The organism is Reichenbachiella versicolor (assembly GCF_003171675.1).
GTDB classification, from domain to species: domain Bacteria; phylum Bacteroidota; class Bacteroidia; order Cytophagales; family Cyclobacteriaceae; genus Reichenbachiella; species Reichenbachiella versicolor.
Genome location: NZ_QFZQ01000006.1, coordinates 24098 through 46083 on the forward strand (window position 1 = coordinate 24098; position 21986 = coordinate 46083).

Consider the following 21986-nt stretch of genomic DNA (forward strand, 5'->3'; position numbering starts at 1 on the left):
TAGTCGCAACTCTGGGAGTTTGGATTAGGTGCCAATATTGTTTGATTTAGTAAAATTGAAACTGATATAAGCTTAATGAGACCTCTTACTACTCTAATTCTTAACAAAGTCTAATTACCTAATGGTAAATTACAATTTACCATAAACATATTTACATTTAGAATTAAAATATTACAACTTAAGTCTATCAAATTAAATATCCATATTGACATTTTCACATTGCTTATGGAGTTTATCTAATTACCTCTTATCAGATTGTGAATGCTTTTAAGAATAGCCCAAACCATAGATAGTCAATCCAATTTCGTACTAACTAAAAAGCTATTTATTCTGTGTCAAGAATATACATTCAAACTAAATCAGAGATTCTTTGTTAAGTGTAATACACATGAACTTCCGATCTATCAGGGCAAGCTCATCGGGCTTCTCTTTTTCTTTCTTGACTTGAATTATTCGTTTGAATGTGTCAGATCAATTTTGAAATCGATGTTATAGCAATCTGATGCTAAATCAATAATCTTATGTTTATTGAATTTTGGTATTCTAATCATCCTTTCACCAGATACTAATCCTTCAATTTTATAAGCTCCATATTTATCAGTTTTGGTAAAATGTGTTCTTCCTGACTGTACCAAAATTCCTTCTAGCGGAACCTTTTCTTCTGAAATTACTTCTCCTGAAATAGTATATGTACCAGGGTGTTTCTGCAAAACCTCCTCAAACCAATTCATTACTTTGTCCTTGGCATCGGACTCCCATAGCATCCATTGATCTGTATGAGAATGTGTTACTATTTCGTTAGGAATGTCTTTAATTATATCTTGTACCAAGAACTCATTGTGAGTAATCTCTCCAAAATTATTCAAATTGTTAGCATCAAAATAAGCACGGACTTTCCCCGGAGTACTTCCATTTTGACTCGCTAAGGCAGCTCTACCTTTCATTCTTGATAATCGAATTTTAGCAGCATCCTGATAATCCACCAGCGGAGCTCCCCAATTTCCTCGCCATTCGCGCTGACCATCATAGTGATCATGAGAAAAGAAACCATTCCAAACATCGGCAATTTCTTCATTGTATAAACCAATGTAATTAACAGCTATTGCTCCTCTGGAAAAACCACAAATAAACACCTGTGCATGATTACCTCCATAGTTCTCACAGATTCGTCGTATATTCGTAATTGCAAATTCAATAGTCTCTTCTTCTACTCCCCACCAATTGGTCATAGATGACTCTCCATCAACAAATGGCATAACAGCCCAAATAGCCCCAGTATGAATGGCAGCTGCATATCCCAAACTTGCATCCTGAACCAGTCCTGAGGAACCTGTTGCCTTGTGCTTATTACCAGTATATTCAATAATTATTGGATAAGAACCTTCAGAGGTATGTTCCTTTGGTAAATACAAAGAGTAAAAGACATCTGTCCCCTTATACTCTTCTGGTGTCACCCTGACTCTCCTACCTGCAGAGGGTTCTTCCAGTACCATTTCTGGAACTTTTAAGGTCTGTGAATGTGCCACAAAAGCTAACATTATAAGACAAACGATCAAGATAACTGAGTTTTTCATTCAGTAGGACTGGTTCATTTTTTATCCTCTAATGATGAATCACCTCGGCCCCATCTTTATTAATACCCATCTTCTTTGTTAGTTTGAAGTTCTCATCAAACTGATAGCGATACCCTCCACACTCAGCGAAGTAAGTAGAAGTCTTTACGAAGTCAAACCTGGCCATCTTATTGACTTTGTTTGATTGACATTGTTCTTGAATAATCATGAAAACCTCCAGAGGTAGCTCCCCAGTATTTTCATAGCGATAACCATTCATGAATTTGATTCCAGATTCAAAAATACCAATCTGAACCATTCTAGCCTCCTCTGTTTCTACTCCATCTAACTGGAATCTATATTTAATACCAAATGGACTGTCCAATTTTGCAATAGAAGTAACCACAGAATCAATTCTGTATCCGGTCAAATGATGCTGTAACGAATCCATTACCAATTCAGGTACTTCATCCATACCTACTGTCTGTTCAAATTTAGTTTGTGCTTGAATAGTTACCCCTACCATTAAGAGTACAAGTAATAACAATGTTGTTTTCATAATCTATCATCTTAAAATTGAAGCAAAACTGTATTAAACAGATCTGCAAATCACTTAAAGATAAACCACATACCAGTGTAATTCTTTCGATTTAGTCTCTGAGATGATTGATTTCGTTAAAACAGCAATACTTGTATGTTTTTGTCTCTAAAACTGATAATTAGTTATTTATTGAATTAATGTTCTATTACTGAATAAGACATCAAAATGACAAGATCAATAAGTCGACCATCTTTATAGTAGTTCTTTTGAAATAATATTTAACCATCAGATATAAGCTTCTAGCCACTCTGATATTTCATTAAACTAAATATTATGAAGAAAATAACGATTGCAATAGTCGTGTTGTTATATGTATCTGGATGTGCAAAAAAACTCCCCCAAAAACAACCTAACATACTATTCATAGCCATCGATGACCTGAGACCCGAGCTAGGAAGCTATGGTTCGGAAATAGCAGTCAGTCCAAATATAGATGCATTGGCAAGTCAAGGTTTGCAATTTAATAATGCTTATTGTCAGCAAGCCATTTGCGGACCTTCTAGAGCAAGTCTACTAACAGGTCAACGTCCTGCTACAAGTGGTATTATTCACAACTATCTAAAGATCCGCGAATTGAATCCTGATATTATCACACTGCCACAGCACTTTGGTAACAATGGATACAACACTGCATACTGTGGTAAAATATTCCACCATGGTGATCGTGACGATAAAATCTCATGGAATTTCAACCCTGCTAAAAATAAGATACCCCCGTTCAAAAATATCTTCGGAGGATTTGCACTTAAAGAAAATCAAAATGCTAAGAAGAAGAACATTCAAGACATTATAGCTAAGTATGGCAAAGGTAGTGCTGTAAGAGGGTTGGGTAGTAGTGGACCAGCTTACGAAAGCGCAGATGTATCTGACAGGACCTATTGGGATGGCTATAATACTGAGTTGGCCATCGCTACAATGAAAGAAATGCTTAAGGACAGCGCTGACAAACCCTTCTTTTTAGGGCTAGGGTTTAACAAACCACATCTCAACTGGGTAGCACCTAAGAAGTACTGGGATATGTACAATAGAGAAGATATTAAGCTTACTACACAAGTAGAAAGACCCGAAAATGGTTCCGCTATGGGGCTGCACCGATCATTTGAACTTAGAGTAAGACATGGAATTCCTAAATATGGTGATCTAGATGACAGCCTAGCGATTACATTGAAGCATGCTTACCTAGCTTGTGTAAGCTATGTCGATGCTCAGATTGGCATGATGATCGAAGCTCTAGAAGAAGCAAACGTTAGAGACAATACCGTGATCATACTTTGGAGTGATCACGGATGGCACCTTGGTGATATGGGAGTTTGGGGTAAGGCTACAAATTATGAAATAGCTACAAGAGTCCCTATGCTATTCTGGTCTCCTAATATGTCTGAGAAGGCAAGAGGTGCTAAAACAGATGCCTTAGTTGAATTGGTTGATATCTATCCTACTATCTGTGAAGCTGCAGGCATCACTCCTCCAGAACATATCGAAGGAAAGAGTTTCATTCCACTGACCGAAGACCCTCAACAGCCCTGGAAAAAAGCCGTATTTAGTCAGTTCCCAACACCAGCTCTAAGAGAATGGGGAGCTCACCCTCTATCTGATGGTATGAAAGAAACCTACTTTGGCCCATTGATTGAAGACGTGGAGGGTGAAATAATAGAGCAAGTAAAAAATAATTGGGAAAGGGATCTATTTGAAAACTACATCATGGGGTACGCTATGAGAACAAGTCAATATAGACTAGTGATATGGAAAGATAGACGTGACTTCTCTTCAGAACCAATCTTCGTTGAGCTCTATGATCATGATGCTGATCCTCATGAAACAAAAAATATAGGTGCTGATAATCCTGCATTGGTCAAAGAGTTAATAGAAGTTTTTGACCGCGAATGGGAGGCTGCACATTTGAATAAAAGTTAATAAAAATACTCCTTGAAGAAGGTTGATGATTATAAAGAGATGAAAAGAAGAGACTTTTTTAAGAAAACGGGAAAAGGGGCTGTTGCGGCCACTATGATCCCAATGGCTGGTTCAGCTATGGACAAACAATCATTGGGTGACGAACTTGGCGACAGAACATCTGACCAATGGAAACAGGTAGCTACTGGCGAAATGGGGACTCCTATTCGTAAATCGAATATCGATGTAGATGTAGCGGTCATCGGTGGTGGATTAGCTGGAATGTGTGCCGCTATCTCCTCTGCAAGAGGAGGTGCCAAAACCATCCTTGTACAAGACAGACCGGTATTAGGTGGTAATTCCTCAAGTGAGATTCGCGTATTGGTACTCGGTGCTATGAGCATGAAAAAAGAGCGTGTAGACCGTGAAACAGGTATCATAGAGGAGATATTACTCCATAATAAGTTCTTTAATCCTCAAGAGTCATGGTCCGTACGAGATCATGTCCTTTACGACTTCATTACTGCAGAGCCAAACTTAGATGTAGTACTCAATACTCAAGCCATCGAGGCGAAAATGGATGGCGAAAAAATTAAAACAGCTAGATGCTGGCAAAGCACCACAGAGACTGAAATCATGATCAACGCTAGCTTGTTCATTGACTGCTCTGGCGATGGTCTTTTAGCTGCTACTTCTGGAGCGCTATACAGAACAGGGCGAGAAGGAAAGGAAGAGTTTGGTGAGAAATATGCTCCTGATGAACCTGATGGTTGGCAAATGGGTGCTACAATCCTATTAGCATCTAAGGATCATGGTAAACCGATGCCTTTCGAAGCTCCACACTTCACTATTCCTTTTGATGTAGAGAATGCACACCCTAAACGTAAACTAAAGCACTTCCAAGAGGGGTTTTGGTGGGCTGAGGTCGGCAGCGAGAAGGATATCATAGGTGAGTTCGAAGAAAACAGGAAGAAATTAATGGGATATGCCTATGGTATCTGGGATTACATGAAAAATAGTGGAGAATGTCCAGAAACAGAAAATTATGCGTTGGATTGGGTATGCTCATTACCTGGTAGACGAGAATCTAGAAGATTTATTGGTGATTACATTCTCAAGGAACCTGACTTACTCAACTACAAGCATTTTGATGATGCGGTGGCCTTCGGTGGATGGTCACTAGATGAACACAATCCTGGTGGTATTGAAAACATCACGGAGCCTCCTAGTTACTTCCATCAAAAGTTTGAAAAAATCTATGAAATTCCATTCAGAAGTCTTTATTCGAGAAATGTACCAAACCTATTCTTTGCAGGAAGAAACATTAGCCAGACTCATATAGCTCTATCATCAAGTAGAGTAATGGGAACTTGTGCCTTGATGGGACAAGCTGTAGGTACAGCGGCAGCTATGTGTGTCAATAAGAAAGTATTGCCACGTACAGTCACGGAGAAATATATGAATGAGCTGCAAGAGCAATTGCTTAGAGATGATGCTCACATCCCTAATAGACCTGCAAATGATGAAAAGGATTTGGCCAAAAAGGCTTCGGCCATATTCGGGAACTCTACAGTATCTGGTGATGCTAATCTTCTTATAGACGGAGTGTCTAGAGACGAAATCGACAAGATCCATCACTGGGAGTCCGATGGATTGCCTGCTAAACTTCAATTGGAGTGGGACAAACCTATCTCAATATCCAAGATTGAGATCAAATGCGATACGAATGTCAATAGGAACATCATGATGCGCAAGGATCAACAAGACAATGACAAGTTCAGTAGATACGTTCCCATCGAGCTACTGAAGTCTATGAATGCTGAAGTTCGAGTCAAAGGTAAGTGGGTTCAAGTGGGGGAAATAGATAAAAACAAAAAGCGTCTCATCAAATTCAACTTTGAACAAATGAAAGCAAGCGCTATTCGCCTCAACTTAAAGGAGACCTACGGCCATAAAAATGTAAAACTCTTCGAGGTAAGATGCTACAAAAGCTAATATAAATTAACAGTAAGTTGAACAGCGACCAGAAGATCTGGTCGCTGACTATATCCTATTGAATGGACCAGTTGAGTAAACATATCACCTCTTTCATCCGAAGTAACGTCATCCTATTAATGGCGACTTTGTTTCTAGCTGCTATTCCATCAGAACAACAAAGCCCTGCTACCAAGCATACTTTTGTAGTTTTTCACCCGTCTATAGACGACGGTCTACCATTTGAATATGATCTTACAGAAGAATTCAACCACGAGTTTCACACTGAAGTCAGCTCTGTAATATGCTTTACTCATGAATGTAAGATGGTTCCTATCGAAGTATACTGGACAGCTATAGGTGACTTCGTCAAGTATGAACTCATGAATGGCTATGATCTTGAAAAAACTGAAGGAGCCCCATTCACAGCCGAAGATCATGTTAAACTCAATAAGGTATTAAGTAATCCAAACAACAAACTACGCACAGTAGATATTTCTAAAATCAAAGATTATAACCCCGACGAGGTCGATGCGGTATCCTCTGCAACAATCGTCATAGATGAAGATCAAATAGTAAAAGGTGCCGCTTGGACTTGCTATACGCTTTGGCATTGGGTCTATGGTCCTGCACGTCAAAGCATCAGAGATGTAACAGGTGACCGTCTATCCTCCCGAGAATTTATCAAATACCTCAACAGTTCAAGCGTTGAAGACAACATATTCGCTTTTGAGCAGCTTTCAAGAAAACGGTTTTTCAACGACTCGATCACTTCTGAGCTAATTCAGTTAAACCAAAAACAAAGCAAATACTTCACTAAACAAGCTGTATCATACCTTGAATTAATGGAGAGCAAGCTTTATCGAGAGTCTTTAAAGTCATTGTATAAACACAATGACCCTAACAAACGAGTTATTTTTATCAATTCACTGAACAAACAAAATGCATCATTCCCAAATGCCTTTTGGGAAGATTTAATATCAAAGACAGTTGAAAGCAATTCCTATCAAGAGGTCAGTCTATATCTCGACATGCTTGAGCAAAAAGAAATTAATTCTGAGCAAATCAATAACTCTGTCTTGACACTATTAGATCACCAAGATAAGTTGATAGCAAGGCGAGCCCAGTGGTATCTGGAAGGACAGAGCTTGACAAAATACCAATCCAAACAATTAAAAAAGCAAAAAACTAAATAGCAAAAGATAATGATCACATTCTTGGTGTGCATAGGTGTATTGGTGTCTGGATATTTTATCTATGGCACGTATTTAGAAAAGAAATTTGGTGCTAACAATGACAACACTACCCCTGCTCTCTCAAAGGCTGACGGTATGGACTATGTACCGATGAAGTTGAGTAAAGTCTTCTTGATTCAGTTCTTAAATATTGCTGGGCTCGGTCCAATTTTTGGAGCTATAGCTGGAGCACTATGGGGACCAGTAGCTTTTATCTGGATTGTACTCGGGTCAATCTTCGCTGGTTCAGTCCATGATTATTTCTCCGGTATGTTATCTATACGTCATAATGGCGAATCAATTTCCGAAATAGTAAGTCGATACCTTGGCATAGGAATGAAGCACTTTATGAGAGTATTTTCTGTAATCTTACTAATGCTAGTAGGTGTAGTCTTTGTCAAAGGGCCAGCTACTATCCTGACTCAACTGACTGGATTGAACATTACAATTCTGATGGTAGCTATCTTCGCTTACTACCTTCTAGCTACCATGATCCCAATTGACAAATTAATTGGGAAGATATACCCCTTGTTTGGTATGTCTCTATTAGTGATGGCAATAGGCATCTTCATCGTACTAATGATTGGTGACTACCAAATCCCCGAATTAACTATTTCCAGTTTTAGCAATCTACACTACCAACCAGATCAAAACCCAATCTTCCCACTGATCTTTATCACAATAGCTTGCGGAGCCATATCTGGTTTTCACTCTACACAATCTCCATTAATGGCAAGATGCATTTGTAATGAAACAGACGGGAAAAAAGTATTTGTTGGCGCCATGATTACTGAAGGTATCGTAGCATTGATATGGGCTGCAGCATCAATGGCCTTCTTCGGAGGAGTAAGAGAACTAGGTGAGGCTATGGCAGAAAAAGGGCATAATGCCGCATGGGTAGTAAATATGATTTGTAATACTATGCTAGGAAAGATCGGTGGAGTGCTGGCGATCTTCGGAGTAGTAGCTGCCCCAATTACCTCAGGTGACACAGCTTTTAGAAGTATTCGACTTACCATAGCTGATACCTTCAAGTTGGATCAATCCAAAATCAAATCTCGATTGATTATTACCATACCAATATTCATAGCCGCAATCTTATTAACACAAATTGACTTCGCTATCATCTGGAGGTACTTTGGCTGGTCCAATCAAGTATTAGCCACCGTAGTACTATGGTGCATTGTTGCATACATACGATACATGGGTAAGCCTATTTGGTTTGTAATCATTCCTGCCGCTTTTATGACAAGTGTAGTGACCACGTACATATTGATGGCACCCATAGGGTTTAGAATAGACTATCACATATCCATAGTTGTTGGTATAGCACTTTCCCTAGCCTTAAGTACATGGTTCTTCAAAACATCTCCATTAAACAACCGGTCAATCACAAAGCTTTAAATAAAAAAACAGTAATTCCTAAGTATCAAATCAAGTACAGTGTGCAAATATTACCATAAACATAATGTATTTTAACATCAATATATAATAGACCTAACAAACACGACATAATAGTTAACTATTCTATCAGTTTAGAGAAACCCTTTAATTCCAACATCAGTCAATTTTGTATACAAGTTTTAAACTAGGCGACAATAATTATGAAATACGTTCTGTCCATTTTTTTGCTATTAACTATTCTTATATCAGGATCTAAAACTCAAGCTCAAACGATAGAAAACCCGGTCAACTTCAACAATGATTGGAAGTTTACACTATCCGATTCTTCTCAATACAATTTGACCAACTATGATCCTAGTAAATGGAGATCTCTAGATCTGCCACATGACTGGACTATTGAATTAGGTTTTTCTGAGGAGCTAGAAGGTTGTACTGCCTTTACGCCCGGAGGGATAGGCTGGTACTCGAAAACTTTCAATACGCCTAATAACAATCATCAACGATGCTATATCCTTTTTGACGGAGTATATAACAATGCTGAATTTTGGATCAATGGGATAAAAATTGGCGATCATCCATTTGGTTACGCGCCTATATATTACGACTTGACAAGCCTATTAGCTCCAGAAGGTCAAGAAAATAGAATCTCTGTCCGTGTAGACCATAGTAGATATGCAGACTCTAGGTGGTACACAGGATCTGGTATCTATAGAAACGTTCACCTTTATATAGTAGACAAACTGCACATTCCTATTTGGGGGACATTCATTACAACTCCTATGGTGTCAAACAAGAAGGCAACAGCTGCTCTACAAGTAGAAGTAAGTAACACCTATACTGAAGCTAAAGAGGCTCTAATATCCACAGACATTTTGGATCCTAATGGAAAATTAGTGACCACCACAAAATCCACTGTTAACCTTGAGGCTAATTCAAGCGATCAGTTTTTACAGGAACTAAGCATCGACCAGCCAGAATTCTGGGATGTTGACTCTCCCGTGTTATATAAAGCTATAACCAAAATCGTTTCTAAAGGAAGAACTCTTGAGACCCGTGAAACAAAGTTTGGTATCAGAACTTCCGTCTTCGACAAGGACAAGGGCTATTTTTTGAATGGAAAGAACATCAAAATAAAAGGTGTATGTCTCCACCATGATGCGGGGCTAGTAGGAGCTGCCGTCCCAAAAGACGTCTGGAAAAGGAGACTCGAAGCGCTAAAAGATATGGGATGTAATGCTATCAGAACTGCTCACAACCCTGCTTCAGACGAATTCTTAGACCTATGTGATGAACTTGGCTTCTTGGTTCAAAACGAATTCTATGATGAATGGGATTTACCTAAAGATAAACGCTATAACATGCATGATAAGGAAGTCGACTATATAACTAGAGGGCATTCCGAACATTTTCAAACTTGGGCCGAAACTGATTTGAAAAATACTATGAAATCAAGTCGTAACCACCCATCTATATTCCAATGGAGTATTGGCAATGAGATAGAGTGGACGTACCCAGGTAACAGAGGAGCCACGGGTATCTTCAAAGAAACCAATAAAGATGACAAAATGGACTGGACACTATGGAGAACTGAAGTTCCTCCACACACACCTGAACAGGTTCGCGAATTCTGGAAAAAATTCCCAAAACAAACTTTCGATATAGGAACCACAGCATCTAAACTGGCAAAGTGGACCCGAGAATTGGATACCACTAGAGCAGTAACTGCCAACTGTATTCTACCTACTTCAAGTTTTGAAACAGGATACACTGACGTACTAGATGTCGTTGGCTATAGTTACAAACCCCACAAGTACGAATACTTCAAGGAAACATATCCAGATGTAGCGATGATGGGTACTGAAAATGTACCTAGGTACTATGAGTGGAAAGCAATAATGGATAAAGACTATATCTCAGGTATCTTCCTTTGGACTGGAGTAGATTATATGGGAGAGTGTCGTGCCGACTTCTGGCCTACTAAAGTGACTCCTCATGGTCCATTGGATATAGCAGGATTTCCTAGAGGGTCGTTCTACATGTTCAAATCTCTTTGGAGAGATGATATCCCTGTAATCAGTATGTATTCTCAGACAGCTGATAAGTCAATCTACAAAGTCAATAAAAATGGCGAAGTAGTAGAAAAGAAGAAAGGATATTGGGAACTGGCTCCTAGAGAATGGCAAGACGTCAACTCTCACTGGAACTATGAAAAGGGTACAAAAACCATAGTGGAGGTATACTCTAACTGTGAATCCGTAGAACTATTTCAAAACGGTATCTCTCTAGGCAAGCGATTCCTAAAAGATCAAGAAGACTACACCTACAAGTGGGCAGTAGACTACAAGAAAGGAAACATCACAGCCAAAGGAACAAAAGGCCGTGAAATAACTACAGTTTCTCTAGAAACAGCTGGCACTGCGAAGTCTATTGAACTATCTCTTGACAAACGAAGCTTATCAGCCAACAATACTGATGTACTACATGTGACAGCTCAGTTGGTTGACAAATCTGGTAAAGCCGTGAACTATGATGATGAAGATATCACTTTCGAAATTACTGGGAACCATAGATTTTTGGGTACTGATTGTGGCAATACTCATAAATACAACACATTCAAGAGTCATACTATTATGACAGAATTTGGCAAGTGTTTATTAGCCATACAAGCAACTAAAGAATCCTCCACGATCTACATACAGGCAAAAAATAAAGATGGAAAAGTTATCTCTGACAGAGTCAAGGTAGAAGTATTTTCTCTTTAAAGAGGATCGTTAAAACAGTGCACATCGCTCTGTAATTAAATGTCTAAGACAGCATACCCTGATTAAAAGAAATAACCTCGTACTCAAACCACTCTGCACTAAAAAGGTAGAGTGGTTTTATTTTACTCCTGATATTACTTCTATATATTCCGATCATCCAAAATACGATATCAGCACTTAGCTCGATAGCACAATGAACAGTTATAAGTAAACTCGTAATTACAACAGATAAAAACAGTCTACTGATTTTACTCAGTAAGTGCATAAAAGAAGGTAATCATCTAAAAGTAAATCCAATGAAATTCTCTGACCCAAGATCGGGGGGATTAAACCCAATGATCTATCACTCTACTATTAAAACAACCTTTTCCTTGTATTAAGCAATGGGTTATTATACAATATTCTCTATTTCTTAGCTGATATTTTCATCAGTCAAACAATTGGACGCTCAGTCATTTAGTCTCTAGATCTACTCCCTATCTTGAAGTCATAATTCTACCAGTGCAGCGTAGAATTACTTTTTATTACAAACCAAAATATTATGATTATTAAAACTAATACCCTTACAGGTAGAAGGCTGCTTATTATTGTCTTCTCCTTACTAATTTGTTCAACAGTCATAGCTCAAAATGACAACAACGCTCCATCCACATGGCCTAGGCTTAGAAAATTAGGAGAGTTTTACGACGATGAATCTAGAAATATTCCCAGTTCAAGAAAAAAGACACTGACTAACATGCCAGGAAACGACTCTGGTGAATTACAAAAACTGATTGATGAACTCAACGACCTAGGAGGGGGTATTATTACTATCCCTAAATCTGGAATTTGGGTGTTTTCCGAAATCGAACTCAAATCTAATATTCACTTATTTATAGAAAAGGGAGCTGTAATTAGACCAATTGTTACTACCAATAAAAATAACCACTCGCTTTTCAAAATAGGTACAATGAACAAATCTAGAATCCAAGATGTGAGTATTCGTGGAGTCGGAGGTAGGTTTATTATTGACATGAGAAATTTAGCCAAAGAAACTAGACTGACGCCATTTAACGTAAAAGGTGCCAAAAATTTCTATGTCAATAATGCCCTCGTCAAAGACAATGTAACCATTCACGCTGCTATGAATGTCTCTCTATTAAGGGATCAAAACCAAAATTGGATCGCAGCACAAGATGGATGGGTACAAAATATTAATATCACTGGTGCTCATGGAGGATATGGTGCTATTCAAATCAGAAGCGGTCTCCATATACACTTTAGAAACATCAGAGCAACAGGAGGAGTAGCTCTTCGAATCGAATCCGACGATGTAGGTGCTAATGGCAGTCTAAACGCTCCCCAAAACAAAGCAAGGGTCTCTAGAATATCTGGATACAATATCACAGGAGTCAATGGCAACGCCGCTGTTATGTTACAACCTTGGGGAGCTACTAACGGATGGGTAGATGTAGAAAAAATAAACGGTATTAGCTGTATGGCTGCTGTTAGAATCGACAAGGCATACGTTGCGATCAATGCTATTAACATCGGAACATTTGATCCAGACTCTAGAATTACTGATGTCTCTAGCAAGTACGGAACCAGCGCTCAAGTAAAAAATGGAGTACATCCGTTCGTCCCATGTGAACTTAGAACCAACTCTAATATTCTAAGGACAATACCGATTCCAAACATGGACAACGGAGCTTTCTTCAAAGGGCCATGTATATCTCCGATTGTTTATTCAGCCAGTACTACCCAAAATACTACTGACCAGAGGTACTATACTATTAACATTCCTACCTCTACACAATTAAGAAATAATGCGACTGGATTCCCTGCCATCAGTAAAATGATCACACGGGACAATGATAGAAGGGGTAACTGTAATAATAACGCAAGAGAAATAACCGAAACACTCTCGGGAGAGCCTCAGGTTGTCAAACTATATCCCAACCCTGTGTCTAATGGAATAATCAACGTTGAATTGGTTGAGGGATCTAAGGATATGGCAGAACTCATAGTCTTTGATTTCACTGGAAACCAATTATCCAAACACTCATTTGTTGGCTCTAGAGTATTCAGATCGATAGATTTGGGACTTAAGCCTAACAATCTATACATGCTACAAGTAAATGTGAACAATCAAACCGTAGAGAGAAGAAAAATCATTGTTCAATAACTCCTGAAGAATCTTCATATCCAAACAATTCAGTTAGGAGTTTTTAATTACCATCAATATATAGTTAAGTAAATACTTTAAAAGAGACTGCCTCAAAAGCAGTCTCTTTTCATATATCTTCTACACATACTTACTGGGTGACACGCCAAACTGCTTTTTAAACGCTCGACTAAAATGAGCAACGCTTTTAAAGCCCACCCTTGCATAAACATGAGAAACACCGGTCACTTTTTTAAGTAACTCTGAAGCGACTTGAAGACGCCTTAGCTTCAATGCTTCTAGTGGTGAGATACCCAACTCGTTTTTCACCATAGAAAACAATGATGATCTTCCGATTCCAAGCTCTCTCATCAGCTCTTGGATCCCAAAATTGCAGTCTGACAGATTATCATTGAGCACCTGATTAAATCTATCTTGAAAGTTTCCAGTACTAGATTTTAATTCATTCATATATAAAGCCTTAATACCAATTAACTAACAAACAGCCTTCTCTATAAACCATTTTTTAGCAAGTATTGCTCGGATATTTACATACTAGAAAATAATGGACGCTCAGTCAAAGGATCATCCTCTCTCATAGATAGTTTAGGCAATAACAATCCTAAATACCCATCTAGGATTTGACTCTTTAAACGAAAACAAATTATGATAAGACTACGACTAAACTCCATGAGGAGTGTATTTACACTGCTCATGATGTATGGATTGATGACACCAATCGCCCACGCACAGACACAAGGTACCAGACCCAATATCATTGTAATCCTAGCAGATGACCTAGGATATGCAGATGTTGGTTTTAACCGAGACTCCAGTTTCCCTGCGGATAGAGGGATCATACCGACTCCTAATCTGGATGAGTTAGCTGAAGCTGGAATAATCTGTACCAATGCTCACGTTACACATCCTTTTTGTGGACCAAGTAGGACCTCTATCATGACAGGAGTATACCCTCATCGAATAGGTGCACAATACAATCTACCTAACAACATCACGACACCATTAGGTATTCCAGTAGAAGAAACTTACTGGTCTAGACACGTAGACGAAACAGGTTATAACTCCATGGCGGTAGGAAAATGGCATCTTGGTTTTCAAGAAGGAAAATACCAGCCTATGGATAGAGGATTTGACGAATTCTTCGGATTTGGCGGAGGTGGAAAAAACTATTTCCGATCCTTATATGATGGAACATGGTACAAATACAGTAAGAACTCTCCTGAGTACAATAATCCTGCGCTGTACAATACTCCTAAGGACAATCCTAATACGAACGAATATCTTGATCCTCTTCAAAGAAATCGTGAATATGTCGACAGAAAAGAGTTCGCTGAGGACGATTACCTTACCGATGTACTCACAGATCAAGCCATAGATTTCATAGACAGGAAAGCTGACGATGATGACCCTATCATGATGTACTTGGCTTACAATGCTCCACATACCCCATTACAAGCCCCTGCTAACGAAATCGCTCAGTTTAAAACTGATAACCCCAACTTTGAAAACCTAATTCGAAACAGTACCTACATCACACAATCCAGACCCGTCACTAAGCTTCCTGTAGACGAACAAGCTGCTCAAATAGATGTATTGGTCGAAAATAGGATCACTTATGCTACTATGGTCTCTAATATGGATACCAACATCGGTAGGCTAGTTCAAAAACTTAAGGACGAGAATATCTTTGATAACACACTGATCATATTCTTTAGTGACAATGGTGGTTACACTTACAGTAAAGGTGCTGTGAACTATCCTCTCAATGCACTGAAAGGTAGTGTAGATGAAGGAGGACATCGAGTACCCTTCTTCGTACATTGGCCAGATCAAATATCGTCTCCCTCTACTTATGACTTCCAGATAAGTTCACTGGATCTATACCCTACTCTAGTAAATCTAGCGGGAGGAACTATACCTAATACCAAGACCATCGACGGAGTAGATTTCATGGATAAGATGATCGCTGGAGAAGATGCTCGACCCGGCGAAGCCTTATTCGTACTTAGACCTCAAAACGGCTTTCACAATGCCGCTATTATTTCATACCCCTACCGAATCAGTAGAAAAGGTGGAAACGGTTCTTGGAAACTATTTGATGTCAATACCAATCCTGAACAACAGCTAAGCGGAAGTGTAGACGGTACACCTGTCAGTGAAATAATATCATCATTGGAAGACCAAGGATCTACCTGGGTAGCTAGTTTCAAAGATGTAGGACCGGGATGGTTTGACCATGAAAGAGGTAATGGGCATCCACACAGAATACTATGGTATGGTGAGGACAATGCTGGCAATACAGCAGCAGCCGTGTTCCCAGGTCTTGACAATACTTACAATGACGCGTCCCTTGCTATTACTGGAACAGTACAGCCTTACATAGAACAAGGTACGCCTCCAGGACCAGTAGTAACCCCTGACGGCACCGATGAAGTGACTGAACCTGATACTCCTACAGAACCAGAGCCTCCGACCAATGTCGTTTCAGGTATTGAAAGAACAGAAATTGATCTCAGTATTTATCCAAACCCTGTTGAAAATCGACTAATTCTAAAATTTAACCGCCCTGTATCCAAGCTGGAAGTTGAGATCCTTTCAACCACTACAGGCAAGCTAGTAGAATCTATCTCCTTAAGTAATATTCAAAAAACAGAAGTGAATACAAGTAATCTAGAATCTGGAGTCTATTTATTGAGAGTACAAGGAGACCAAGTGTACAGCTCTCAAAAAATCATAAAACTATAAGTACTGTCGAGCTTATTTAGATCTCGCAGATGTAGTAACTCAATACAGGAATAACCTAACCAACTGGTGGGTTATTCCTGTTTTTATTTCAAATAATATTTCAACCTGAGCCTCTTTATTCAACCCAAACTCCGCGTTTCATATACGAATCCTGCCATTTGACTTTAGATTAGATTCATTTAAAAATTAAATGATTTGTTATCGGTCTGAGGCACTGTATTATGAATAGCCAGCTGTTCAACTTGTGATCAATAATCAACCTCTAGATATCAATAACATCCAGATTAGTTACCATAACTTAAATACCTGTCGATCGCAATTGCATGCGATTTTATCTATAAATAGCATCTGTGATGCGACCTCCATATTCAACCTAACCTAATATCTACACTTTCGCGACACCATTATATATAATGGTAAAAGTTACAATGTACAATCACTCATTGTCTATAATCGTATCGGTTAGCCTTGAATACCCAGTATCATTAAAAACACCGCAATGCAATTGCTTGATACTTCTATATAAGCATAGGTTTCAATCGGAAAACATTTGTGATCGAATGGAATTGTTTACTTTGTCAAAAGCTACTTACAGTTTTTTAGTTGAAATATGTGTAATGTGTATATCAGTGTTTAAAAGTTTAGACCATAACAGTAGCATGACTGGATCACAGGTATATGTCATCTAATGTCGCTTGTAATTGATTCTTGCCGTTTATAGTATTGTGTATCTATGTAAAACAAAAACTGAGTGTTACATACTAGGTTGTTCGCATTAACATTAACTCAAAACATTAGAAAGAAATTATGCCCAGTGGAAAACAAGTATTGTTGCATTTTCTTCAAAAATATTCATTGAATTTTCAGAAATCAAATGATACGGAAGAGGTATCTGAAGATATGAGAGTTGCATTTTTACTACACGGTTCTACTACAGATGAGATGTGGTACAACGTTGATAATATTGAATGGGGAACTAAGGTTGATGAAGCAGATAGTATTACCAAACAAGGTTTGAAAGTTAAGAATAAAGCTATTATGCTAAGTGAATTATTTAGATACATGTCTTGGGATGATGAAAAAATCCCTGAAGCAGTATCCAATAGATTCAGTGAATTAACTTTAAAAGAATACAAATCTGCTATAGAAATTATTCAGTTGATTTTAACTAGCATAGAGTACTCTACTGGGTTTTCATCAGTTGAGAATAATGGAAAAATGGACTTTGAAGCTCTTACTAAATATTTAACATCCTACAGAAAGAAAATGAGCTTATTCAGAGAAGACCCCGAGGGCTATCTTGGAATAGAAAAATAAAACTAATCCCGCTTTATAATTTCATTGCTATTGTATCTGTAAACAGCATCTGTGATGCGCCCCCCATATTCAACCTAACCCAATATCTTTAATCACACTACGCCATCAAGTCTATGAATGGTAAAAGTCTACAAAGTACAATCACTCATTGTCTATAACCGTATCGATTAGCCTTGAGTACATAGTAACATTAAGAACACCACGATGCAATTGCTTGATACTTCTGTATAAGATAGATTCCTTACACCAGACTACTAATAGTAATATTGGTATTAATTCCCCTCTTTAAGAAATGGAGAATTAATACCAATGAATTTCAACCCTATTAATTCTTTACGAATCGAATGGTTTGAAGTGGGGTATTTATCAAGTAAATACCATTTTCTAAATCGCTCACATCAATTATTCCATTTGTAACCTCTTTTTTAATCTGACGTCCCATAGCATCAGTCAATTCCACTACACTGATAGGCGTATTGATATAAAGCTTATCAGAAGTAGGGTTTGGATATACTATCACGTCAGATGTCTCTGATTGATCAATTGACGTCACCTCAGCAGAGGTCGTAAAGGTCTTCACCTCTCCATAGACTGTTCCAGAACTGTTTGTTGCAAACGCTCGGAAGGAATACTCCGTATTTGCGGACAATTCAGTTATTGACGCACTAAACTCACCTTCACCTGTTCCATTGGCAACTTTCGTCACCCCATTCCCATCTATTTCGGGCGTATTATTAGTAGCGGTTACCGAGTATATAATTCCTCTATCTGTCACAGATGAGCCTCCTTCATCAGATACATTACCTCCAAGAGTGGCTGATGATTGCTCCACCGAATTGGCATCGGAGGTTGTAATTGTAGGAATCAAAGCATCGATTACAATATCCTTATTTGAACTTAATGATCCTCCAGTCGATCCTTGAGGAACTGTTAACCCTGCATCATTACCTACCAAATCTTTAATAGTTCCCCCATTCAATGTCAAGGAAGACGAGCTTACTACATCCAAATCACTACTTTCTTCACCAGCTTGAACTGTATAGACAAATCTCAACGTGGACACGCTTCTATCTACGTAATCGATCGATTGGTCTGTAGTTCCAGTTTCTAGTGTCAACTGAGGTGTACCTGTTACCACTACTTCTTCATCATATTGGACATAGATATTAATCATATCTCCCACGCGGAAAGTGCCGTTAGTAGCATCCGAAGTGACTTCCAGAACTGTAGATGCTGTTTCATCATTGGTTACACTGAGCTGTGTAGCAGCCGTATTGCCGTTCATGGCAGCATCTGTTGCTTCATCTGCCGCCACATCAATGGTCACAGCACCATCTGCTGCGGGTGTAATCGTTGCAGTATATACCTTGGCACTTGTAGATTGAAAATTACTTGCTGCTCCATTACCTACTGCGATATCTTCCAGCGCGAAGCTCGTCACATCTTCAGAGAAAGTAAAAGTAGCCGTAAATGCTCCGCTAGTCTTTTCAGCAGGACTTGAAATAACGACAGAAGGAGAACTGGTATCGATCACAATATCCTTATTGGCACCTAATGAATTGGTGGATCCGGGGGTGGCCAGCGTCAAATTAGCAGCATTACCCACTCCATCATTAATAGTACCTCCATTAAGACTCAATGCGCTTGTAGAAGTGTAATCCAAATCGGTACTTGCATCACCAGCTTGTACTGTATAGGTGAAAGTAAGAGTAGTCGACCCAGACCCTGATGAATAGTCTATCGTCCGATCTGTTGTTCCAGTCTCTAGTTCCAGCTGTGGAGTACCTGTCACGGTAACGGCTTCGCTGAAGTTAACCAGCATAAAAATAACAACGGACTCTTTATAACTACCATCAGCGAATGTAGAAGATACTCCTGTTACTGTAGGGGCAAGTTTATCATTCAAAGTGACCGTATTATTGCTTTGTGTAGTGGAAGCAACCAGTCCAGCGGCCCCAAAAATTTGATTACTTACCGGAGTCACTGTCAATACTTCAGAACCATTAGGTGTATCGGTTACACTGAAAAATATTCTAACCACTGTCTCACCGCCTGTCAAAGCGGAAGCAGAGCCTTCGGCAGTATTGTCATTTTTCTTTACACTGGAAATTTCTGGAGCAGTAGCTGACCCACCTGAAACACCTAGGCTAAAATCCGCAGCCTCTAAGGCACCGCTTACTCCATTCGTATTGTAGACAGCTTGATTGAAAGTAACATCTATGTAACTGTTGTCTGCTGCCAATGCTGTACTCTCGATAGTTGGATTATTGAACACTGTGGCTGTATTGACCTTAAACACACCAGCAGTACCTCCAGTATTAAGAGAGCTACTATACGACACATAAGCATTGCCATTTCCATCTAGCACTGTAGCAGAAGGTGCCCTTGATTGCCCACTTATGCTCAAAAAAGTATAGTTCTGAATAACCCCATCGTAGTTGGTACTGAGCAACAGCGAACTTGGGTTTCCTAAATTGTACGAATCGGTATATAATGCTAACGCTATTTCCTGATTCGTTTGGTCAATAGCTACTGCGGTACCGCGCCAGTTTACTTCGTTACCATTGCCCGTTCCGACACCATACAGTTTGCTCCATATCGTATTACCATTCTTGTCAAACTTATTTGCCATGACATCCAAGTTAAAACTATGCAATGCATAATGGTCCTCCCAGCTATATAGATAAACATTACTATTTTCATCGGCCAAAAGTCCACCATAGTCATTACGGTTCCGCCAAAGCCTTCCCCATTCTACTGAATAGTCGTCAGTCTTGCTCATTTTAGCTATACCTTGGTGAGAACTGCTACTTAAATCTTGGGTAAAATGAACAAACAGGCCCTCAGAAGTTTCGACAACGGATCTGAATATAACACTGGTTGCACCGCTCCACGGTGTTGTGCTGCTTGTCATTGCCACAGGATTAATATTGTCAAAATTGGGAAAAATGGTAACCCCAAATGTGAACGCAGTCTCGGCAGGAAATGTATAATTAGTGGCATCTGTAGGTGCTACAGTATTTGCTAAAGGTGACCCTGTAAAAAATGGCATACTGGCTGCAGTAGGGTTAGCCTTGGAACCAAAAAAGTCAGGGGAACTACTTCCTCCCTGATAACCAGATATATCGGTTTTTACAATTGTCAAAGCAGGATCAGTTGCCTGATTCCATTGTTGACTAATGCTGAGATCACTCAAGTTTATGGTAAACAATGCGTCCCAAGCCAATAATAATAGGGTATTATTTTGTCCTACTTTGAAATCAGAAAGATTCCGGCTCATACCAGTTTGTTCGTAAGAGAACCCTTGAATGAGAGCACCAGTACCGAGGTTGAATTCACAAATAGCAGGCGATCGCCTTCCAAATAATATTGTCTCTGAAGCAAAGCCGACAAATAAGCGCTCAGTACCGCCATCGTTTACCACTAACATATTCGTCACAAGAACCTCTTGAGTACCATTAATAGCCTCACTTCCGTCAGTGGAATTATAGAGACCAAGTGTATCTGACCAGAGTAGAGTTCCAGAGGAATTGAGCTTGCTCACTGCAAGCATCCTGTGAGTAGTGACCGAAGATGCTACATATACATTGCCAGCGGCATCTGTTGCCACAGCACTCGTTTCTCCTGAATAACTATAAATGTCATCATGCACCCACTGTGGAGTTTGCGCTTGCAAAGCTGACATCATAAAAAAGCATGCCCATAGTAACAGACTATACTTGAAAACTTTGACCATGCTATGCCTGATCAGACGAACTTCTCGTCTTAGAAATGTACTGATTATCATAATTTTGTAAATGGTTTAATAGCTGGTGATAGAGTTTGTAAAAAAATAGATTTAAACTAAATACTATTGGGGATTCGTTACGGATGTGATTACTTGTTATTAAAAAAATAATTAAACTGTTATTTACTACCCACACAAAATCATATGCATGAATAACAATAGAATTTAATCAAATCTTTCGAAAATATAGCTTTTAATAAGAGACAAACAACTATTTCAGTACAGAAAAAACAACAACCTTATTATTGACTTATTTCTAATAAAATAAGAGTGGTGAACTAAAATCAACCCCATTAAGAATTCCCTCTTCATAATGGTTCTTACCTAGGCCTTCTGATTTACAGACTTGACTTCCTTGTTACTTACTTGGTCAAGCAAGAAAGTAGAGTAATAGTTGGTGTAAAGTTCATTTGTGAGACCTATCAAAATATATTGCTGAGCTGTTCAAACACACTATTTTGTAAAACCACCCTATGGATTCCATATATATAGAGCAAGAGAGAGTTTATCAGCAAACCCTACCCATTACCATCTAAGACTCTCAAATAGTA

General features: G+C 38.9%; 12 protein-coding genes. 8 read left to right on the plus strand and 4 right to left on the minus strand.

Annotation, left to right across the window (positions count from 1 at the left end; all coding sequences use genetic code 11):
- Positions 1–449 precede the first annotated feature (449 nt).
- Complete coding sequence (locus DKG80_RS12800) at positions 450–1574, minus strand: carboxypeptidase-like regulatory domain-containing protein (protein WP_162555866.1); 1125 nt, start codon at positions 1572–1574, stop codon at positions 450–452.
- Positions 1575–1602: 28 nt separating this feature from the next.
- Positions 1603–2112 (minus strand): hypothetical protein, encoded by a 510-nt coding sequence (locus tag DKG80_RS12805; RefSeq protein WP_109831758.1) that lies wholly within the window; start codon positions 2110–2112, stop codon positions 1603–1605.
- Positions 2113–2427: 315 nt separating this feature from the next.
- Here DKG80_RS12805 and DKG80_RS12810 point away from each other — a divergent pair, with 315 nt between their 5' ends.
- From DKG80_RS12810 to DKG80_RS12840, 6 genes are all read left to right on the plus strand, one after another.
- A complete protein-coding gene (locus tag DKG80_RS12810; protein WP_109831759.1) occupies positions 2428–4068 on the plus strand; it encodes a sulfatase in 1641 nt (546 codons plus the stop codon).
- 12 nt (positions 4069–4080) lie between these two features.
- Positions 4081–6042: an FAD-dependent oxidoreductase gene (locus tag DKG80_RS12815; RefSeq protein ID WP_245907009.1), complete on the plus strand. Its 1962-nt coding sequence runs from the start codon at positions 4081–4083 to the stop codon at positions 6040–6042.
- Between the two features lie 62 nt (positions 6043–6104).
- Entirely contained in the window at positions 6105–7217 is a 1113-nt protein-coding gene (locus tag DKG80_RS12820; RefSeq protein WP_162555867.1) for a hypothetical protein, read from the plus strand.
- Between the two features lie 9 nt (positions 7218–7226).
- Positions 7227–8660, plus strand: a complete 1434-nt coding sequence (locus DKG80_RS12825) for a carbon starvation CstA family protein (protein WP_109831761.1) — start codon at positions 7227–7229, stop codon at positions 8658–8660.
- A 200-nt stretch (positions 8661–8860) separates the two neighbouring features.
- Complete coding sequence (locus DKG80_RS12830; protein ID WP_109831762.1) at positions 8861–11422, plus strand: glycoside hydrolase family 2 TIM barrel-domain containing protein; 2562 nt, start codon at positions 8861–8863, stop codon at positions 11420–11422.
- A 541-nt stretch (positions 11423–11963) separates the two neighbouring features.
- Positions 11964–13586, plus strand: a complete 1623-nt coding sequence (locus DKG80_RS12840) for a T9SS type A sorting domain-containing protein (RefSeq protein WP_109831764.1) — start codon at positions 11964–11966, stop codon at positions 13584–13586.
- A gap of 120 nt (positions 13587–13706) precedes the next feature.
- On the opposite strand, the gene DKG80_RS12845 is transcribed toward DKG80_RS12840, so the two are convergent.
- Complete coding sequence (locus tag DKG80_RS12845) at positions 13707–14036, minus strand: helix-turn-helix domain-containing protein (RefSeq protein ID WP_109831765.1); 330 nt, start codon at positions 14034–14036, stop codon at positions 13707–13709.
- A 195-nt stretch (positions 14037–14231) separates the two neighbouring features.
- Here DKG80_RS12845 and DKG80_RS12850 point away from each other — a divergent pair, with 195 nt between their 5' ends.
- Positions 14232–16331 (plus strand): sulfatase-like hydrolase/transferase, encoded by a 2100-nt coding sequence (locus tag DKG80_RS12850; protein ID WP_109831766.1) that lies wholly within the window; start codon positions 14232–14234, stop codon positions 16329–16331.
- An 855-nt stretch (positions 16332–17186) separates the two neighbouring features.
- A complete protein-coding gene (locus tag DKG80_RS12855; protein WP_162555868.1) occupies positions 17187–17648 on the plus strand; it encodes a hypothetical protein in 462 nt (153 codons plus the stop codon).
- A 325-nt stretch (positions 17649–17973) separates the two neighbouring features.
- On the opposite strand, the gene DKG80_RS12860 is transcribed toward DKG80_RS12855, so the two are convergent.
- Entirely contained in the window at positions 17974–21435 is a 3462-nt protein-coding gene (locus tag DKG80_RS12860; protein ID WP_109831768.1) for an Ig-like domain-containing protein, read from the minus strand.
- Positions 21436–21986: the final 551 nt, after the last annotated feature.

What these genes read in the sequence shown, in the direction of transcription:
- DKG80_RS12800 (WP_162555866.1), bottom strand. Translation starts at nt 1,574, where the DNA reads ATGAAAAACTCAGTTATCTTGATCGTTTGTCTTATAATGTTAGCTTTT.
- DKG80_RS12805 (WP_109831758.1), bottom strand. Translation starts at nt 2,112, where the DNA reads ATGAAAACAACATTGTTATTACTTGTACTCTTAATGGTAGGGGTAACT.
- DKG80_RS12810 (WP_109831759.1), top strand. Translation starts at nt 2,428, where the DNA reads ATGAAGAAAATAACGATTGCAATAGTCGTGTTGTTATATGTATCTGGA.
- DKG80_RS12820 (WP_162555867.1), top strand. Translation starts at nt 6,105, where the DNA reads ATGGACCAGTTGAGTAAACATATCACCTCTTTCATCCGAAGTAACGTC.
- DKG80_RS12825 (WP_109831761.1), top strand. Translation starts at nt 7,227, where the DNA reads ATGATCACATTCTTGGTGTGCATAGGTGTATTGGTGTCTGGATATTTT.
- DKG80_RS12830 (WP_109831762.1), top strand. Translation starts at nt 8,861, where the DNA reads ATGAAATACGTTCTGTCCATTTTTTTGCTATTAACTATTCTTATATCA.
- DKG80_RS12840 (WP_109831764.1), top strand. Translation starts at nt 11,964, where the DNA reads ATGATTATTAAAACTAATACCCTTACAGGTAGAAGGCTGCTTATTATT.
- DKG80_RS12845 (WP_109831765.1), bottom strand. Translation starts at nt 14,036, where the DNA reads ATGAATGAATTAAAATCTAGTACTGGAAACTTTCAAGATAGATTTAAT.
- DKG80_RS12850 (WP_109831766.1), top strand. Translation starts at nt 14,232, where the DNA reads ATGATAAGACTACGACTAAACTCCATGAGGAGTGTATTTACACTGCTC.
- DKG80_RS12860 (WP_109831768.1), bottom strand. Translation starts at nt 21,435, where the DNA reads ATGATAATCAGTACATTTCTAAGACGAGAAGTTCGTCTGATCAGGCAT.